Raw genomic sequence first — 17,816 nt, 5'->3', positions numbered from 1 at the left:
TTTTTGCAGTTTGACTACATCATTATTGGCGCCGGCTCCGCCGGCAACGTCCTCGCGACGCGTTTAACGGAAGATCCCAACACCACCGTCCTGCTGCTGGAAGCGGGCGGCCCGGATTATCGCTTTGATTTCCGCACCCAGATGCCCGCCGCGCTGGCTTTCCCGCTGCAGGGCAAACGCTACAACTGGGCCTATGAGACCGAACCGGAACCCTATATGAACAACCGCCGCATGGAGTGCGGACGCGGTAAAGGGCTCGGCGGCTCCTCGCTGATTAACGGCATGTGTTATATCCGCGGCAACGCCATGGACCTTGATAACTGGGCCGCCGCGCCGGGGCTGGAACACTGGAGCTACCTCGACTGCCTGCCCTATTACCGGAAAGCGGAAACCCGCGACATCGGCCCTAACGACTATCACGGCGGCGACGGCCCGGTGAGCGTCGCTACGCCGAAACAGAATAATAACCCGCTGTTTCATGCAATGGTGGAAGCCGGCGTGCAGGCGGGCTATCCGCGTACTGACGATCTCAACGGTTATCAGCAGGAAGGGTTTGGCCCGATGGACCGCACCGTGACGCCGCAGGGACGCCGTGCCAGCACCGCCCGCGGCTATCTCGATCAGGCCCGCAGCCGCGCGAACCTGACCATCCGCACCCATGCCATGACCGATCACATTATTTTTGACGGCAAACGCGCCGTTGGCGTCGAGTGGCTGGAAGGCGACAGCAGCGCGCCGTCGAAAGCCATGGCCAATAAAGAAGTGCTGCTCTGCGCCGGCGCCATCGCCTCGCCGCAGATTCTGCAGCGTTCCGGGGTCGGCAATCCGGAACTCTTGCGCCAGTTTGATATTCCGCTGGTCCACGCCCTGCCCGGCGTCGGTGAAAATCTGCAGGACCATCTTGAGATGTACCTGCAGTACGAGTGCAAAGAGCCGGTATCGCTGTACCCGGCGCTACAATGGTGGAATCAGCCGAAAATCGGCGCGGAATGGCTGTTCGGCGGCACCGGGATCGGCGCCAGCAACCAGTTTGAAGCGGGCGGATTTATCCGCAGCCGCGAGGAATTCGCCTGGCCGAATATTCAGTACCACTTCCTGCCGGTGGCGATTAACTACAATGGATCCAATGCGGTTAAAGAGCATGGTTTCCAGTGCCACGTTGGCTCGATGCGTTCACCAAGCCGCGGTCACGTGCGTCTGAAATCGCGCGACCCGCATGCCCATCCGGCAATCCTGTTCAACTATATGTCGAGCGACCAGGACTGGCAGGAGTTCCGCGACGCCATCCGTATTACCCGCGAAATCATGAACCAGCCGGCGCTGGATAAATATCGCGGGCGCGAAATCAGCCCTGGCGTTGAGTGCCAGAGCGATGCGGAGTTAGATGAGTTTGTGCGTAATCACGCCGAGACCGCGTTCCACCCGTGCGGCACCTGTAAGATGGGGTACGACGACATGGCGGTGGTCGACGGCGAAGGCCGCGTCCACGGCATGGAAGGGTTGAGAGTCGTCGACGCGTCGATTATGCCGCAGATTATTACCGGCAACCTGAACGCCACCACTATCATGATTGGCGAGAAGATGGCCGATGCCATTCGCGGGCGTCAGCCGTTACCGCGCAGCACCGCGGCCTACTATGTCGCCGGCGACGCGCCGGTTCGCCGCTAAACGAGCAGATCCCCGGATTGCGCTGCGCTCATCCGGGCTACCAAATAGCACAACTCTGTAGCCCCGGTAAGCGACAGCGCCACCGGGGATTTTGAAGCCACCAGCACCGGTGTCAGCGATACACCACCCGGCCTCCCGGATTGCGCTACGCTAATCCGGGCTACCAAATCGCACAACTCTGTAGCCCCGGTAAGCGGCAGCGCCACCGGGGATTTTGAAGCCGCCAGCACCGGTGTCAGCGATACGCCACCCGCCTTCCCGGATTGCGCTGCGCTAATCCGGGCTACCAAATCGCACAGCGCTGTAGCCCCGGTAAGCGACAGCGCCACCGGGGGTTTTGAAGCCACCAGCACCGGTGTCAGCGATACACCACCCGGCCTCCCGGATTGCGCTGCGCTCATCCGGGCTACCAAATCGCACAACTCTGTAGCCCCGGTAAGCGGCAGCGCCACCGGGGTTTTCTCATCCCGTCCGCACTCACTGCGCTTCTCCTATACTTGCAGTTTAAGCGGGGACAGGAGAAAGACGATGACGCTACCCGATTTTCACGTTTCAGCGCCTTTTACGCTTGGTATTGAGCTGGAGTTACAGGTCGTCAACCCGCCGGGATACGACCTCAGCCAGGATGCCTCCACGCTGATTGCCGATATCCAACGCGAACTGACGGCGGGAGAGGCCAAACACGACATCACCGAAAGCATGCTGGAGATAGCCACCGGCATCTGTCGCGATATCAGCCACGCCACCACACAGCTAGGCGCCATCCATCAGGCGGTACAGCGCGCCGCTCTCCATCACCACCTGCAAATCTGCGGCGGCGGTTCGCATCCTTTCCACGCCTGGCAGCGTCAACAAATCAGCGATAACCCGCGCTATGTGAAAACCGTCGAGCACTTCGGCTATCTGGCAAAGCAGGCGACGGTGTTTGGCCAACATGTCCACGTCGGCTGTCAGAACGGCGACGACGCCATCTATTTGCTGCACGGGCTGTCACGCTTTGTACCGCACTTTATTGCCCTCAACGCCGCCTCGCCGTGGTTCGACAGCACCGACAGCCGCTTTGCCTGTTCGCGCCTGAACCGTTTCTCTTCCTATCCCGATAACGGGCCGATGCCGTGGGTAGAGAACTGGCAGGCCTTTCAGCGTTTATTCCGCCGCCTGAGCTACACCAGCATGATCGACAGCATGAAGGATCTGCACTGGGATATTCGCCCGAGCCCGGTTTTCGGTACCGTCGAGGTGCGGGTGATGGATACGCCGCTGACGATAGGCCAGGCGGTGAATATCGCCGGATTTATCCAGACGCTAGCCTGTTGGCTGTTAAGCGAACGGCCGTTTAAACATCAGCCGGAGGATTACCTCCTCTACCCTTTCAACCGCTATCAGGCCTGTCGTTACGGCCTCGACGGGGTGATAACCGATGTCTGGTCCGGAGAACAACAAAGCATCCGCGCGAACATTCTACAGTTAGCCGACAGACTGGCGCCCTTTGCCCATAAGGTGCACGCCAGCGCGGCACTGGAATCGGTTGTGCGCCAGGCCAGGTCCACCATCAGCGAAGCGCAGCAGATGCGCGAATTCATCGCCAACGGCGGTTCGCTGATCGGCCTGGTACAAAAGCATTGCGAGATTTGGGCGGTATAAGGAAGCGAAACGGGTATACTCGGTACAGGATATTCAAAAGGATTGTTCATGTTATTACGCCGCCTGATCCCGCTTGCGCTTCTCCCCTTCACCGCCTTTACCCATGCTGCCTGTACGCTCACCGACCCAACGCTGACCTTGCAAAGCTATACGGTTAATCCGCAGCAAGAGCGCATCGTGATGTACTGGCAAAAGCAAAATGGCAAAGCCTGGGGCTCGCTACGCTCGCTGCTTGCGGATATCAATAAAGACGACCGCGTCCAGATGGCGATGAACGGCGGGATATACGATAAGGCCTACGAACCGCTGGGCTTGTATATCGAAAATGGCGAGCAGATAAAGCCCCTCAACCGCGCCTCCGGCGGCGGCAACTTTTTCATTCGCCCCGGCGGCGTATTCTGGCTGAAGGGCCAGCGGGCGGGAATAACGCCTATCAATAAATTTAAGCCTTCGCCTGAGATAACCTACGCCGTGCAGTCCGGGCCAATGCTGATTGAAAACGGCGCCATCAACTGGCGGCTGAAGCCCTCCGCCAGCTCACGCAAACTGCGCAACGGCGTCGGCATTGATAAGCAGGGACGGGTGGTATTTATGCTTAGCGAGCGCGAAACCAATTTCTACGATTTCGCCTGTTACGCACAGTCCAAACTCCACGTGCGCCAGATGCTCTACCTCGACGGTACGATTTCAAAAATGTATCAAAAGGGCGGCAGCATACCGTGGCAATACCATCCGTTCGTCACCATGATCGCGGTGGAAACCCAAAAACCTGGCTAAACGAAAATGGCGCCCGCTCTATCCTGAAGGGGCGCCATTAGGTATCAGGTAGGTTTACGCAAACGGCGGGTTAGCCGCTTCTCGACTTCGACCACCAGGAACATGGCCACGCCAATCGCCAGGGTCACGAACCAGTAGCGCAGCGGTAGTGCTTCGGTGCCGAACATGTTCTGCATCAGCGGCACATAGATGATGACCAGCTGCATCAGCAACAGGACGCCGGTCACCAGCCAGATGCCTTTGTTGCGCAGCAATCCTTTGTTCAGGGAGAAGCTGTCGCTGCTGCGGCAGTTGATCATATAGACCCACTGGGCGGTCACCAGCATCTGCAGTAGTACGGTGCGGATGAACTCAGCGCTGTGGCCGCGCGGCGCCAGCCAGGCTTCGAGAACAAAAGCGGCGACGGCAATCATCGAACCGACAAAAGCGACGCGCCAGACGGCGAACCCATCCATTACGTGCTGGCCGGTCTTACGCGGTGGACGGTTCATCACGTTGCGCTCGGCGGCTTCAAAGGCCAGGCCGAAGGAGAGCGTGGCCGAGGTCGCCATGTTCATCCACAAAATCAGCACCGGCGTCAGCGGAATAATATTGCCCGCCAGCAGCGCAATGATGATCAACAGTCCCTGCGCGAGGTTGGTCGGCATGATGAACAGGATAGTCTTTTTCAGATTGTCGTAGACGCGACGCCCCTCCTTCACCGAGCTGGCGATGGTGGCGAAGTTGTCGTCGGTAAGCACCATATCGGCGGCCTCTTTGGTCACCTCGGTTCCTTTAATGCCCATGGCGATGCCCACGTCGGCCTGACGCAGCGCCGGGGCGTCGTTAACGCCGTCACCGGTCATCCCGACCACTTCGCCGCTATCCTGCAGCGCCTTGACCAGACGCAGTTTATGCTCCGGACTGGTACGGGCGAAAATATCAAACTCCACTGCCGCCTTCGCCAGCTCGGCATCATCCATATGCTCAAGCTGATAGCCGGTCATCGCCTGGCGGCTGTTGGCGATCCCCAGCATCTGACCGATGCTCATCGCCGTCTGCGGGTGGTCGCCGGTGATCATCTTCACGCGGATCCCGGCGGTCTGGCAGGCGTGGATCGCGTCAATCGCCTCCGGACGCGGCGGATCCATCATTCCGGCGATGCCGAGGAACACCAGACCTTCCTTCAGATCATCGTGGGTCAATGTGGCGCTGCCGACGGTTGCCGGTTTACAGGCGGCGGCAACCATCCGTAACCCCTGACGGGCGAAACGCGCCATTTCGTCTTCCCAGTATTGACGGTCAAACGGCCTTGGCCCCTGCTTGCTCATCTGCTGGCCGCACAGGGCAAAGATGACATCCGGCGCGCCGGTAATCAGCACCCGCTCCTCATCGCCGATCTGCTGATGGGTGGCCATATATTTGTACTGCGAGTCGAAGGGTATTTTCGCCACCAACTGGGTGGCGACCGGCGCTAACTGGGCTTTCGCCGCCAATACCTTCAGCGCCCCTTCGGTCGGGCCGCCGGTGATCCCCCACAGGCCACGCTCGTCCTGAACGATCTGGCTGTCGTTGCACAGATCGATGGTACGGAGGTAGGTTTCCAAAACGCTGCCCGGCTGGACCACCACCGGCTCGTCGCTGCCCTCCTGGAAAATGCGCCCCTGCGGCTCATAGCTGTCGCCTTCAACGCGGTAGCAGCAGTCGGCGGTGATGATCGCTTTCACCGTCATTTCGTTCATGGTCAGGGTGCCGGTCTTGTCCGAACACACCACGGTCATCGCGCCAAGCGTTTCAACCGTCGGCAGCTTGCGGATAATCGCCCGCTTGCGCGCCATCGCCTGTACGCCGAGCGACAGGATAATCGAGATAATCGCCGGCAGGCCTTCCGGCACCGCCGCTACCGCGAGGCTTATCAGCGACAGCAGCAGCTCGCCCAGCGGGATATCGCGCAACGCGAGGCTGAAGAAGAACAGCGCCACCATCATCGCGAGGATGATGACAAAAATCGCTTTCCCCAGTTTATCCATCTGCACCAGCAGCGGAGTACGGTGCTTTTCAATAGCCGCCATCATCTGATTGATGTGGCCTAGCTCGGTCTCTTGACCGGTAGCGGTAACCACACCGACGCCACTGCCGGCGCTGATAGTGGTGCCGGAGAAGACCATATTGGTGCGGTCACCCAGCGGTAGCTCGCCGTGCAACGCCACAGTGGTTTTATCCACCACCGTTGATTCGCCGGTGAGAATCGCCTCTTCGACCCGTAGATTGTGGCTTTCAATCAGGCGCATATCCGCCGGGACGCGATCGCCGGCGCGCAAAATAACAATATCGCCCGGCACCAGGTCACGGGTGGGAATCGTTTCATGCTTGCCGTTGCGCTGGACGCGGGCGTCGCTGGAGAGCATGTTGCGGATCCCCTGCAGCGATTTTTCGGCATTGCTCTCCTGAATATGACCGATCAACGCATTAATGACGGTAACGCCGAGAATAACCAGGGTATCGACCCAGTGGCCCATCACCGCGGTGAGCGCGGCAGCGGCCAGCAGGACGTAAATCAGGACATCGTTGAAGTGGGCGAGAAAACGCAGCCAGGCCGGTTTGCCTTTCTTTTCCGGCAGCGCGTTAGGGCCGTATGATTTCAGGCGCCCGACGGCTTCAGCGGTGCTGAGACCGTCGGCATGGCTCTTTTTTTGCGCCAGTACCGCTTCGACTGTTTGCTGATAAGCCTGCTGTGGCGCGCTGTCGCCTGAAGGCGTGATGTTGTGGGGGTTAATCATCCGGGTCAAAATTAAGTTTCCTTTTAAATTCCGTCATTCGGAAAGCCTGAAATCATTTCTGGCCAATGAATTAATGCGTTTTGCGAGCAAGATCAAATTATCCAGCCAGAATATTTATTTACTCGCAAATTAAAAAATACATGGTAAGTTGGTTCTGAAAAACAAATATTACAGGGTATTTCTAAACCATTTATAAACGAGGTAAAACATGTTTGGAATCTACCGCGGACGCCGTCTGGTGCTGTATGTCGCACTGGCAATTATTATCGCCACAATAGTGGGATATAGTACCTATACTTTTGTAAAAATGCTGGGATAATAAATGACGTTAATTTACATCACGGTGCAATTAACTTAATTACAAATATTAATCAATAAATTAACAGAGGGGTTTTAATTAATAGTATTAGAAATAATATGAATAACGTAAATTAATAAGCGGATAAAGCATATTGCGTTAACGGACTTTTTACCAGACAATATGTTTTTTAACTGACGATTAACATTATAATGAAACACCCGCTGGAAACGCTGTTATCCGCCGCCGGCATTTTGCTGTTAGCCCTGATCTCATGCTTATTGCTGCCGGCGCCCTCGCTCGGCCTGACGCTGGCGCAAAAACTGGTCACATCCTTCCACCTGATGGATCTCAACCAGCTCTATACCCTGATCTTCTGCCTGTGGTTCTTAGCGCTGGGAATCGTTGAGTACCTGGTATTGCGCTGGGTATGGCGCCGCTGGTTCTCGCTGGCAGATTAAGCCGCAGGAGAGCAAAAAAAAGCCCGCCGATAGAGGCGGACTGGTCTGTGGCCGGCGCTCAGTGCGCGCGGCTGTGGTTCTCTTTGCGATACGCGCCCGGCGGCTGATTGAAGGTACGGGTAAAGATACGGGTAAAGGTCTGCTGCGAATCAAAGCCGTATTTCAGGCAGATATCATAAACCCGCTGATCGGTATCGCGCAGGTCGCGCGCTGCCAGCAGCAGTTTACGCTCGCGAATGTAGCGCCCGAGACTTTCCCCTTTATACTGCAAAAACAGCCGTTGCAGATGCCATTTCGAGTATCCGGCATGGCGCGCAATATCATCAATTCGCAGTGGCTGATGTAGATTGTCATCAATCCATTCCACGATAGTGTCAATCACCTGAGCGGATATATTCATATCTCTTCTCTCCTTCTGAACCACTCTGGCGGTTAGCGCCACCAGGCGTTAAATGATTGTGTCTTATCAGCGACCCACACCGGTTCGCCCAGCATTGGCGTGACTAAACGCCACTCACGTCCTTCGCTGGCTGCCGCCAGCCGCTGGTACGGATCGTCCCAGCTGTGTTTTGCCAGCACAAAGCGTCCGGCGTGCCCCGGTAATACCGACCGGGCGCGTAAATCATCGGCGGCCTGCGCCGTTTCTTCCGGCATCATGTGGATGTACTTCCAGTCCTGGTCATATTGACCGTTTTCCATGATTGCCAGATCGATAGGGCCAAACTGTTCGCCAATGGCCTTAAAATGCGGGCCATAGCCGCTATCGCCGCTGTAATAAATCTTTTCCTGCGGGGTGACGAACAGGAAGCTGGCCCACAAGGTCTGGTTGCGTTTCAGCCCGCGGCCGGAGAAATGGCGAGCCGGCAGCGCGTGTACGGTGAGTTCATCGCTGATTTTTATCGTCTGGTTCCAGTCCACTTCATCAATAATCGCCGCATCCATTCCCCAGTAGCGCAAATGCGAGCCGACGCCGAGCGGCGTCACCACGCGTTTAACTTTCGGCATCAGCGCCTTAATGGTGGCGTAGTCGAGATGGTCGTAGTGATCGTGGGAGATAATCAGCAGATCGATCTCCGGCATCCGCTGCGCGTTCCACGGATAATCACCGGGGAAGGCCTTATTGATGAAGGAGAACGGCGCGGCGTAATCGCTAAATACCGGGTCGATCAGGATACGTTTACCCGCCAGCTGCAGATACCACGATGAGTGACCGAGCCAGACCATGACGTCTTCACCAGACGGCAAACCGGCAAGATCGGTATTCACCAGCGGCAACGGCTGCTGGGGGCGCGCGTTTTCTCGCTTCGTGACCAGGAAATCCCACCACGCGGCCAGCATGTTTTTCTGGCCGGTGAATCCCGGCGTCGGCAATTGGTTATGGAACTGGCCGTCACGGTAGTTCGGCGACTGTTCGACAAGACTGAGCTGCGCACCCTGCGGCGCTTTGCCAAAACCGGCATTAAGAACAAACGGCAATGTCGTTGCTGCTGCTAATAACATAATGGCGACCACGCTAAAGGTGACACGGTTCATATCCTGACCAGACGAAAGCCCCATCCAGGAGACTTTATGATATAACTTGATTATGAGTGAGTAAGCACTCATTATTAGGAAGGAGTAGAAAATCGTCAAGACTATTTTCAATTTTTGACATCTGGCGTTGCAGTTGTGCGGTCCGCCGTGATTAGATCGAGGTTTAACTTTCAGCGAGGTAAAATGTAGTGGCTCGTCCTAAGAGTGAAGATAAAAAACAAGCGTTACTGGAAGCCGCCACGGCCGCTTTCGCCCAGTCCGGCATTGCCGCTTCAACATCGGCGATAGCCCGCAGCGCGGGGGTTGCCGAGGGAACGCTGTTTCGCTATTTCGCCACTAAAGATGAGTTGCTCAACGAGTTATACCTCGCCATTAAGATGCGCTTAGTACAGACAATGATCGCCGGGCTCAATCCTGACGAAAAACGCCCAAAAGAAAACGCGCGGAACATCTGGAACAGTTATATCGACTGGGGGATGCGTAACCCTATGGAATACCGCGCCATTCGCCGTATGGCATTGAGCGAACGCATTACCGATGAAACCCGCAGCCAGGTCAAAGAGAGTTTTCCCGAGCTGAACGAGATGTGCCAGCTGTCGGTGAAAGCGGTTTTCCTTAGCGACGCCTATCGCGCTTTCGGCGATGCCCTGTTCCTGTCGCTGGCTGAAACCACCATCGAGTTCGCCAGCCACGATCCGCAGCGCGCCCGCGAGATCATTGCCCTCGGTTTTGAGGCCATGTGGAATGCGCTGCATGAGAGTGAGTCGTAATGGATAACGAAGCGCTACACCATCACGCGCAGCGTATCGCGCTGACCTACCCTTTTACCGAACACTGCTGGCCGTTTGGCCCGGAGTATGACGTGTTTAAAGTCGGTGGGCGTATTTTCATGTTGACCATGACCCTTCGCGGGCGTGCCATAGTCAACCTGAAGGCCGATCCGCAAAAATCGCTGCTCAATCAGCAAATTTACCGCAGCATCGAACCGGGCTATCACATGAACAAAAAGCACTGGATCACCGTGCTCCCGGGCGAGGATATCAGCGAGGATTTACTTGCCGAGCTTATTGACGACTCGTGGAATCTGGTGGTGGATAAGCTGGCGAAAAAAGACCAGCGTCGGCTGCGTCCCGGCTGATTTTCAAATAAATGCGATAAGTGTTATCGCATTTTTCACTCTTATCATTTCCCGCGCATCGCTGTACTCTTCCTCCCACGAAATGTGCCCGTAAGGGGCTGAAAATTGTGAGGAAGAGTCATGGATATTATCTCAGTTGCCTTAAAACGTTACTCCACTAAGGCTTTCGATCCGGCGAAAAAACTGACGGCTGAACAGGCGGAAAACCTGAAAACGCTGCTGCAATATAGCCCGTCGAGCACCAACTCCCAGCCATGGCACTTTATCGTCGCCAGCAGCGATGAAGGTAAAGCTCGCGTCGCGAAAGCAGCCAGCGGCACCTATGTGTTTAACGAACGTAAAATCCTCGACGCTTCCCACGTTGTCGTGTTCTGTGCGAAAACCGCAATGGACGATGCGTGGCTGGAAAAAGTCGTTGATCAGGAAGATGCCGATGGCCGTTTTGCCACTCCGGAAGCCAAAGCCGGTAACCACAAAGGCCGCACCTTCTTTGCCGATATGCACCGCAAAGAGCTGAAAGATGACGATCAGTGGATGGCGAAACAGGTTTATCTTAACGTGGGCAACTTCCTGCTCGGCGTGGCGGCAATGGGTCTGGATGCGGTGCCGATCGAAGGCGTCGATTTCGCCATCCTCGACGAAGAGTTTGGCCTGAAAGCGCAAGGTTATACCAGCGTGGTCGTGGTGCCGGTCGGTCATCACAGCGTGGAAGACTTCAACGCCGCGCTGCCGAAATCCCGCCTGCCGCAGTCCACCACCATCACCGAGATCTAATCTCCGCGCGCTGCCCTCCCCGGATGGCGGCGCTTTGCGCCTTATCCGGGCTACCTCCGTTACAACCGCATCAATGCTGACTGAAACTGCTGGTGTTGGTGGCCTCAAAATCGCTGAGACGTTCCCGGAAGGCCGGGGCAGCCCGCATGGATGCGGGCTGAGGGCCGTGATTTGCAAGGACGCTGCCTCGGCCCGACCCGAAGCCTGCAGGGATAAGTCGAAGGTACCACGAAGTGGCGATTTTGGCGGCCAGAGCCCGGGAGTACAGAGGGCGGCAGCGACTGGCCGCCCTCTGTGCGCTCCCTGCACCATGAGAGACATAACGCAGAAGAATTATCGGGAGCGCAATGTGCTCGGAAACAGCGCAGAACAACCGTTTTTCCAGGAGCGAAGCAATCGAAAACCGATAACAAGGGCTACGGTCCAGTACTCGGTTGGTAGCCCTGGTAAGCGTTAGCGCCACCGGGGAGGGTTACTTTTTCTCCCCCTCGCCGGCGTGCCAGATCCGCTCGGCGTAACGGCCAATCATCGCCAGCGATACCGCCAGGATCAGGAAAAACACCACCTTGTGCAGGCTGTACCAGAAGAATTCGAAGAAGCGGGTGTAGAGGTTGATGGCAAGAAACGTCAGGCCAAATCCACGCAGCATGCCATCGTCGGTTTTCAGGCTGATATAAATACAGATCGCCGCCGCCAGCGCAAACAGCAGCCCCCACGGCAGCAGTTGCGCCTGGCTCACCCCATACCAGCTATCGGAATCGTAGTTGCCGAAAATCGACAGGATCCACAGCGCGACAAACAGCCAGGTCAGCCCCATCGCCTTACTAACGGTAAACAACTGCCGCTGACGTAACACATTTTGCATCAAGTAGCACAGCGCCAGCAGCACGCCACCGAACAGCACGAAACGAATCGGGAAGCTCATCCCCAGCCAGTAGGCGCCCCAACCTGATATATAGCCGGTTTCCGCGCCAAACCAGTTACCTAACGCCAGCAGGAAGAACAGCCACACCAGCCCGGAGCGGGCGAAAAACCCTATCAGGCCGTAAATGGCGCAGCCGAGCAGTATTAGCGGCGCCACGTGGCCGCTGCCGTCGTCCAGCCGATCGCCTAGCTGCCACAAGGCAATGGCGGTACAGACGACGCCGAGGAACAAAATCGCCTCGGTGCTGTAGTGCCACTGGGATTCGCGCCGCTGGCGGCGGAACCCCCAATAGTAAAATGCGATGGCCAGCAGCGTCGGCAGGATAATCCGCGCCACGGCGGAGTCGCTGAACAGATTGATAATCGCCGCAATCAATTCAGCATCGGCGAACAGACTCCCCAGCGCAATCAAGACGCAGGCTATCGCGGTCCAGAAGGCATAGCGGCTCAGGCGCTGCCAGTCGAAAGTACGGACAGATAGCGACGCTGACAGCCGTTGGCCGTCACTGCTGTTCAGGACCCCCTCCTGCTGCCATTGCTCAATAGCGCGTTGAAGAATCCGCTGCTGCTTGCGGGTGACGTTCATAAGCGTTCCTTGTCCATTGCGGGCTTAGCCCTGTTGATCCAGCCAGGCCAGCGCCTGTTCTCCGGTTTCATCCAGCGGTAAATAGACCAGCAGACGCGAACCGTTGCGCGGCGCGGAATACCAGTACATTTGCTGCAGGCTAAAGCGCCCGAGCTGCGGATGGTTAAAATTTTTCACCTGGTTTTCGACGCCGCGCACCTCATAGCGCTGGTGCCATAGCGCTTCGAACTCCGCTGAAGCGGCGAAAAAGCGCGCCAGCTTATCTTCCCACTCTGGAGAACCGCGATGCTCAGCCATCGCCGCGCGAAAATAGGAAACAAAAGTCGGCAACACGTCACGATTTTCAATGCGGCTACGCCAGGCTTCGCAGGTGAGATAGAGATAGATGCAATTGCGGTCTTCTTCGGCAATCGTCGCGAAATCAACGCCCATCAGGCGGCAAAAGCTGTCATTCCAGGCGACGATATCAAAGTTCGGTTTCTGAATGCTGGCGGGCTGCGGCATCAGGCTATCAAGCATGCGTCGGGTTCCGGGACTGATCCCCTCGCAAACCGTGGCCTGCGTATTCTCCGGCGGCGTTAAGCCGGCCAGTACGAACAGATGGCGGGTTTCCAGCGGGCTGCACTGTAGCGCGCTGGCCACGCCGCTTAATACCGCCGCCGACGGATTCACTTCTCGCCCCTGCTCAAGCCAGGTGTACCAGGTCACGCCGACGTCCGCCAGCATCGCCACCTCTTCCCGGCGCAGCCCCGGCGTCCGCCGCCGCCCGACGCGCGGCAGGCCGAGTCGCTGCGGGTCAAGACTCTCGCGGCGGGCGCGCAGAAATGCTCCCAGCTGTTTACGGCTATCATCGGGCGCGAGATTCAGCGCCTCACGTTGCAGCATTAGCGTCATTGTTCCTCCAGCATGGTAGTACCAATACCAGTATAGACAGGAACTGGTACCCGTTTAATTAATCGGAGATGCTACGGCCATCCGCTGAATGACGCAATGGAGAGATCCGATGAATTCGTCTGCTGTTTCACCCGGCCGCGCCGGATTACTGCTGTTACTGACCGGCCAGATGCTGCCGTTAATTGATACCTCGATAACCAACGTGGCGCTGGACTCGATCACCCACTCCCTCGACGCCAGCGCCACCCAACTGGAGCTTATCGTCGCGCTGTACGGCGTGGCCTTTGCCGTCTGCCTGGCGATGGGCAGCAAACTGGGCGATAACTATGGACGCCGCCGCCTGTTTCTGTGGGGGGTGGCGGTATTCGGCATCGCCTCACTGCTATGCGGAATGGCTAACTCCATTAACGCCCTACTCGCCGCACGAACGCTGCAGGGCGCGGGCGCGGCGCTGATCGTGCCGCAAATCCTCGCCACCCTGCACGTCACCCTGAAAGGCACCGCTCACGCCCGGGCGATAAGCCTGTACGGCGGTATCGGCGGCATCGCGTTTATCGTCGGCCAGATGGGCGGCGGCTGGCTGGTCTCCGCCGATATCGCCGGGCTCGGCTGGCGTAACGCCTTCTTTATCAACGTGCCAATCTGCCTGCTGGTGCTCGCTTTTAGCCGCCGCTATGTGCCGGAAACCCGCCGCGAAAGCCATTCCAGCATCGACTGGCAGGGAACTTTCAGCCTGGCGTTAATCCTCTGCTGCCTGCTGTTCCCGATGGCGCTGGGGCCGGAACTGCACTGGCCATGGGAGCTACAGCTGCTTTTGCTGGCCGTACTCCCCCTGCTCGGCTGGATGCGCCTGAGCGCGCTGCGTAAACAGCAGCGCGGTGAGCAACCGCTGCTACCGCCGCGGCTGTTAAAGCTCACCAGTATCCGCTTTGGGATGGCTATCGCGCTGCTGTTCTTCAGCGCCTGGTCCGGCTTTATGTTTTGTATGGCGCTGACCATGCAGGCCGGGCTTGGGATGGCGCCGTGGCAGTCCGGCAACAGTTTTATTGCTCTCGGGGTGGCCTATTTTATCTCCGCGTTGTACGCGCCGAAGCTTATCGCCCGCTACAGCATGGGGCGCATTTTGCTGATAGGCCTGGCGGTGCAGATTAGCGGCCTGCTGCTGCTGAGCGCCACCTTTTATCAACTTGGCCTGCGGACCACGACGCTGGCGCTGGTGCCCGCCACCGCGCTAGTCGGCTATGGTCAGGCGTTAATCGTCAACAGTTTCTATCGTATCGGGATGCGGGACATTCGCGCCTGCGACGCCGGAGCCGGTAGCGCCATCCTCAGTACCCTGCAGCAGGCGACGCTGGGCCTGGGGCCGGCCATTCTTGGCTCGCTGTTCTTGACCCTGGCCCAGCGCGGCGGCGGTGACTATACGCAGGCGCTGATCGTCTTCCTGCTGGTCGAGGTGGCGATGATGCTGCTGCTGGGCGCTATAGCCCTCTGGCTGCGCCATCACCTGAACCTGCAGCCGGCGGCGACGGCGTCCTGATTCACAACTGTGTAACCTCTGATTTGCATAATAGTCATCCAGCGGTCATCATAACCGCTGGATGTACAGGAGACGTTATGCAGGAATTAATATCGCAAATCGCCGCATTAGGCATCAAAATCACCCCTACCACCTCGCTCATCATTACCTTTGGCATTATTTTTCTGACGGCGATTGTCGTTCATCTCATTCTGCACAAAGTGGTACTGCGCACCTTCGAAAAGCGGGCGCAGGCCAGCAGCCATTTATGGCTGCAAATCATCACGCAAAATAAACTCTTTCACCGCCTGGCGTTCACCCTACAGGGAATTATCGTCAACGTTCAGGCCGTGCTCTGGCTGCAGAAAGGCAGCGAAGCGGCGGAAATTTTATCCACCTGCGCGCAGCTGTGGGTAATGGTTTACGCCATGCTTTCCTTCTTCTCGCTGCTGGACGTGATTTTCAATCTGGCGCAAAAATTCCCCACCGCCTCGCAGCTGCCGCTAAAAGGCATCTTTCAGGGAATTAAGCTGGTTACGGCGATTATTATCGGCATTCTGATCATATCGCTGCTAATTGGCCAGTCGCCGGCGATTCTGATTAGCGGCCTTGGCGCGATGGCCGCCGTACTGATGTTAGTATTTAAAGACCCGATTCTTGGCCTGGTGGCCGGGATCCAGCTTTCCGCCAACGACATGCTCAAACTCGGCGACTGGCTGGAGATGCCGAAATATGGCGCCGATGGCGCGGTTATTGATATCGGTCTGACCACGGTAAAAGTGCGCAACTGGGATAACACCATCACTACAATCCCCACCTGGTCGCTGGTCTCGGATTCGTTTAAAAACTGGAGCGGGATGTCGGCCTCCGGCGGTCGTCGCATTAAGCGCAGCCTGAACATCGATACCACCAGCATCCATTTTCTTGACGAGCAGGAGCAACAGCGCCTGATTCAGGCCAAATTGCTAAAGCCCTATATGGACTCGCGCCATCAGGAAATTAACGAGTGGAACCAACAGCACGCCAATGCGCCGTCGGTGCTCAACCTGCGCAAAATGACCAATATCGGCACCTTCCGCGCCTATCTGCAGGAGTATCTACGTAACCATCCGCGGCTACGCAAGGATATGACCATGATGGTGCGCCAGCTAGCGCCGGACGCTAACGGCCTGCCGATTGAGATCTACTGCTTTACCAATACCGTGGTGTGGGCGGAGTATGAAGGCATTCAGGCGGATATCTTCGACCATATCTTTGCCGTGGTTGACGAGTTCGGCCTGCGTATTCACCAGACGCCAACCGGCAACGACATTCGTTCACTGTCGGGCGCGCTGTCGTCATAGCATTTGTAATGTCGCCCCGCCATTCCGCGGGGCGATAAGCCTTACGCCGGGCGGCGCAGCAGTTTGAAAGCGGCAAACAGGAAGATAATCCACACCGGCAGCAGTATTGCCGACAGACGCATCCCGTCAATGGTGCACATCAGCACCAGAATCAAACCGAGAAAGGCGATACAGAAGTAGTTGCTGGCTGGCGCCAGTAACGCTTTGAACTTCGATTCACGCCCCTTACGACGCTGCGCGGCGCGAAACTTCAGGTGCGCCATACAGATCATGATCCAGTTCAGCAGCAACGTCGCCACCACCAGCGCCATCAGCAGCCCCAGCGCTTCATGCGGCAGCAGATAGTTGAGCACCACCACCAGCGAGGTAATAACGCCTGACAGCAGCAACGAATTCACCGGCACGCCGCGTTTGCTGACGCGGGCGAGAAACTTCGGCGCATTGCCCTGTACCGACAGGCCGAACAGCATCCGGCTGTTGGAATAGACGCCGCTGTTATAGACCGACAGCGATGCCACCAGAATGACGAAGTTCAGCGCGGAGGCCACCACGTTGCTGTCAAGATTATGGAAAATCATCACAAACGGGCTGCTATCGGATTTAATCTCTACCCACGGATAGAGCGCCAGCAGCACCACCAGTGAACCGATGTAAAACAGCAGGATACGGTAAACCACCTGGTTAACCGCTTTCGGAATGCTCTTTTCCGGATTTTGCGCTTCCGCAGCGGTGATGCCGATAAGCTCCAGGCCGCCGAAAGAAAACATAATCACCGCAAGCGACAGCACCAGGCCATGCCAGCCAGTGGCGAGGAAACCGCCATGCTTCCACAGGTTATCAAAACCGGCTTTGCTGCCGCCGTGGCCGCCAAACAGCATCCACAGGCCAAAGGCGATCATGCCGATAATCGCCAGCACTTTTATCAGCGCGAACCAGAACTCCGCCTCGCCGTACAGGCGTACGTTGACCAGGTTGACGGCGTTAATAATGATGAAGAAAGCCGCCGCCCAGACCCAGGTGGGAACATCGGGGAGCCAGTACTGCATATAAATCCCGGCGGCAGTCAGTTCCGCCATTCCTACCAGCACGAACATCACCCAGTAGTTCCAGCCGGACAGGAAACCGGCGAACGGGCCCCAGTATTTATAGGCAAAGTGGGCAAAAGAACCGGATACCGGCTCTTCCACCACCATCTCGCCAAGCTGGCGCATAATCAGAAAAGCGACAATACCGGCCACGGCGTAACCCAGCAACACCGCCGGGCCAGCCATTTGAATCGCGGGACCAATGCCAAGAAATAGGCCAGTCCCAATCGCGCCGCCAAGGGCGATAAGTTGAATATGTCGGTTCTGTAAACCGCGATGAAGCGTCGGGCCGCTCTCTTCTACGGCATCCGACGACGTTGACGCGTCTTTCACGTCGTTCCCCTGTGTGTTTTTGTGAAGGGGCACCTTTTATCACTTAGGGGGGATTGTCGCAAGTTGCGCGGGGCAAGCATCAG

At 57.2% G+C, this 17,816-nt stretch carries 16 protein-coding genes; 9 read left to right on the top strand and 7 right to left on the bottom strand.

The annotated features are described in order from the left end of the window. Positions 1 to 3 precede the first annotated feature (3 nt). Entirely contained in the window at positions 4 to 1,668 is a 1,665-nt protein-coding gene (gene betA / locus ABLU86_RS01750) for a choline dehydrogenase (protein ID WP_015367798.1), read from the top strand. On the opposite strand, the gene ABLU86_RS01745 is transcribed toward betA, so the two are convergent. Further along, positions 1,665 to 2,015: a hypothetical protein gene (locus ABLU86_RS01745; RefSeq protein WP_253906604.1), complete on the bottom strand. Its 351-nt coding sequence runs from the start codon at positions 2,013 to 2,015 to the stop codon at positions 1,665 to 1,667. The two genes, betA and ABLU86_RS01745, sit on opposite strands and share 4 nt — an antisense overlap. A 181-nt stretch (positions 2,016 to 2,196) precedes the next feature. On the opposite strand from ABLU86_RS01745, the gene ABLU86_RS01740 reads away from it, so the two are divergent. Both ABLU86_RS01740 and ABLU86_RS01735 read left to right on the top strand, forming a co-directional pair. Beyond that, positions 2,197 to 3,312: a YbdK family carboxylate-amine ligase gene (locus ABLU86_RS01740; RefSeq protein ID WP_015704689.1), complete on the top strand. Its 1,116-nt coding sequence runs from the start codon at positions 2,197 to 2,199 to the stop codon at positions 3,310 to 3,312. 48 nt (positions 3,313 to 3,360) lie between these two features. Further along, positions 3,361 to 4,089, top strand: a complete 729-nt coding sequence (locus tag ABLU86_RS01735; RefSeq protein ID WP_015704688.1) for a phosphodiester glycosidase family protein — start codon at positions 3,361 to 3,363, stop codon at positions 4,087 to 4,089. 44 nt (positions 4,090 to 4,133) lie between these two features. Here the strand turns inward: ABLU86_RS01735 and ABLU86_RS01730 are convergent, their stop codons facing one another. Beyond that, complete coding sequence (locus tag ABLU86_RS01730; protein WP_348796367.1) at positions 4,134 to 6,857, bottom strand: cation-transporting P-type ATPase; 2,724 nt, start codon at positions 6,855 to 6,857, stop codon at positions 4,134 to 4,136. A gap of 501 nt (positions 6,858 to 7,358) precedes the next feature. Between ABLU86_RS01730 and ABLU86_RS01725 the strand changes: the two genes are divergently transcribed. After that, the gene (locus tag ABLU86_RS01725) at positions 7,359 to 7,607 is read left to right on the top strand and encodes a DUF1158 domain-containing protein (protein WP_045366499.1); all 249 of its coding nucleotides are present in this window, start codon (positions 7,359 to 7,361) and stop codon (positions 7,605 to 7,607) included. A gap of 58 nt (positions 7,608 to 7,665) precedes the next feature. Here ABLU86_RS01725 and ABLU86_RS01720 read toward each other — a convergent pair whose 3' ends face one another. Beyond that, positions 7,666 to 8,007, bottom strand: a complete 342-nt coding sequence (locus ABLU86_RS01720) for a RamA family antibiotic efflux transcriptional regulator (RefSeq protein ID WP_015367806.1) — start codon at positions 8,005 to 8,007, stop codon at positions 7,666 to 7,668. A gap of 32 nt (positions 8,008 to 8,039) precedes the next feature. Next, complete coding sequence (locus ABLU86_RS01715) at positions 8,040 to 9,140, bottom strand: MBL fold metallo-hydrolase (protein WP_020079396.1); 1,101 nt, start codon at positions 9,138 to 9,140, stop codon at positions 8,040 to 8,042. 188 nt (positions 9,141 to 9,328) lie between these two features. Here ABLU86_RS01715 and ABLU86_RS01710 point away from each other — a divergent pair, with 188 nt between their 5' ends. From ABLU86_RS01710 to nfsB, 3 genes are all read left to right on the top strand, one after another. After that, positions 9,329 to 9,910 (top strand): TetR/AcrR family transcriptional regulator, encoded by a 582-nt coding sequence (locus tag ABLU86_RS01710; RefSeq protein ID WP_032714030.1) that lies wholly within the window; start codon positions 9,329 to 9,331, stop codon positions 9,908 to 9,910. Next, positions 9,910 to 10,278: an MmcQ/YjbR family DNA-binding protein gene (locus ABLU86_RS01705; RefSeq protein ID WP_045366501.1), complete on the top strand. Its 369-nt coding sequence runs from the start codon at positions 9,910 to 9,912 to the stop codon at positions 10,276 to 10,278. Before ABLU86_RS01710 ends, ABLU86_RS01705 begins: the two co-directional genes overlap by 1 nt. A 120-nt stretch (positions 10,279 to 10,398) precedes the next feature. Further along, complete coding sequence (gene nfsB, locus ABLU86_RS01700; protein ID WP_015367810.1) at positions 10,399 to 11,052, top strand: oxygen-insensitive NAD(P)H nitroreductase; 654 nt, start codon at positions 10,399 to 10,401, stop codon at positions 11,050 to 11,052. A gap of 472 nt (positions 11,053 to 11,524) precedes the next feature. On the opposite strand, the gene ABLU86_RS01695 is transcribed toward nfsB, so the two are convergent. Next, on the bottom strand, positions 11,525 to 12,562 hold the full coding sequence (locus tag ABLU86_RS01695; protein WP_015367811.1) for a DUF2157 domain-containing protein: 1,038 nt from the start codon (positions 12,560 to 12,562) through the stop codon (positions 11,525 to 11,527). A gap of 24 nt (positions 12,563 to 12,586) precedes the next feature. Further along, positions 12,587 to 13,456, bottom strand: a complete 870-nt coding sequence (locus tag ABLU86_RS01690) for a helix-turn-helix transcriptional regulator (RefSeq protein ID WP_020079399.1) — start codon at positions 13,454 to 13,456, stop codon at positions 12,587 to 12,589. A gap of 109 nt (positions 13,457 to 13,565) precedes the next feature. Between ABLU86_RS01690 and ABLU86_RS01685 the strand changes: the two genes are divergently transcribed. Together ABLU86_RS01685 and ABLU86_RS01680 are read left to right on the top strand one after the other, a co-directional pair. Then, complete coding sequence (locus ABLU86_RS01685; protein ID WP_348796366.1) at positions 13,566 to 14,993, top strand: MFS transporter; 1,428 nt, start codon at positions 13,566 to 13,568, stop codon at positions 14,991 to 14,993. Between the two features lie 77 nt (positions 14,994 to 15,070). Next, positions 15,071 to 16,315 (top strand): mechanosensitive ion channel family protein, encoded by a 1,245-nt coding sequence (locus ABLU86_RS01680; protein ID WP_047049418.1) that lies wholly within the window; start codon positions 15,071 to 15,073, stop codon positions 16,313 to 16,315. 41 nt (positions 16,316 to 16,356) lie between these two features. Here ABLU86_RS01680 and pheP read toward each other — a convergent pair whose 3' ends face one another. After that, on the bottom strand, positions 16,357 to 17,733 hold the full coding sequence (gene pheP, locus ABLU86_RS01675) for a phenylalanine transporter (RefSeq protein WP_015367815.1): 1,377 nt from the start codon (positions 17,731 to 17,733) through the stop codon (positions 16,357 to 16,359). Positions 17,734 to 17,816: the final 83 nt, after the last annotated feature.

The organism is Klebsiella sp. JN_Kp121 (assembly GCF_040062145.1).
In the GTDB taxonomy this organism is placed as follows: Bacteria; Pseudomonadota; Gammaproteobacteria; order Enterobacterales; family Enterobacteriaceae; genus Klebsiella; species Klebsiella aerogenes.
This window is presented reverse-complemented; position numbering and strand designations above follow the sequence as displayed.

What these genes read in the sequence shown, in the direction of transcription:
- ABLU86_RS01740 (WP_015704689.1), top strand. Translation starts at nt 2,197, where the DNA reads ATGACGCTACCCGATTTTCACGTTTCAGCGCCTTTTACGCTTGGTATT.
- ABLU86_RS01735 (WP_015704688.1), top strand. Translation starts at nt 3,361, where the DNA reads ATGTTATTACGCCGCCTGATCCCGCTTGCGCTTCTCCCCTTCACCGCC.
- ABLU86_RS01725 (WP_045366499.1), top strand. Translation starts at nt 7,359, where the DNA reads ATGAAACACCCGCTGGAAACGCTGTTATCCGCCGCCGGCATTTTGCTG.
- ABLU86_RS01720 (WP_015367806.1), bottom strand. Translation starts at nt 8,007, where the DNA reads ATGAATATATCCGCTCAGGTGATTGACACTATCGTGGAATGGATTGAT.
- ABLU86_RS01715 (WP_020079396.1), bottom strand. Translation starts at nt 9,140, where the DNA reads ATGAACCGTGTCACCTTTAGCGTGGTCGCCATTATGTTATTAGCAGCA.
- ABLU86_RS01705 (WP_045366501.1), top strand. Translation starts at nt 9,910, where the DNA reads ATGGATAACGAAGCGCTACACCATCACGCGCAGCGTATCGCGCTGACC.
- nfsB (WP_015367810.1), top strand. Translation starts at nt 10,399, where the DNA reads ATGGATATTATCTCAGTTGCCTTAAAACGTTACTCCACTAAGGCTTTC.
- ABLU86_RS01695 (WP_015367811.1), bottom strand. Translation starts at nt 12,562, where the DNA reads ATGAACGTCACCCGCAAGCAGCAGCGGATTCTTCAACGCGCTATTGAG.
- ABLU86_RS01690 (WP_020079399.1), bottom strand. Translation starts at nt 13,456, where the DNA reads ATGACGCTAATGCTGCAACGTGAGGCGCTGAATCTCGCGCCCGATGAT.
- ABLU86_RS01685 (WP_348796366.1), top strand. Translation starts at nt 13,566, where the DNA reads ATGAATTCGTCTGCTGTTTCACCCGGCCGCGCCGGATTACTGCTGTTA.
- ABLU86_RS01680 (WP_047049418.1), top strand. Translation starts at nt 15,071, where the DNA reads ATGCAGGAATTAATATCGCAAATCGCCGCATTAGGCATCAAAATCACC.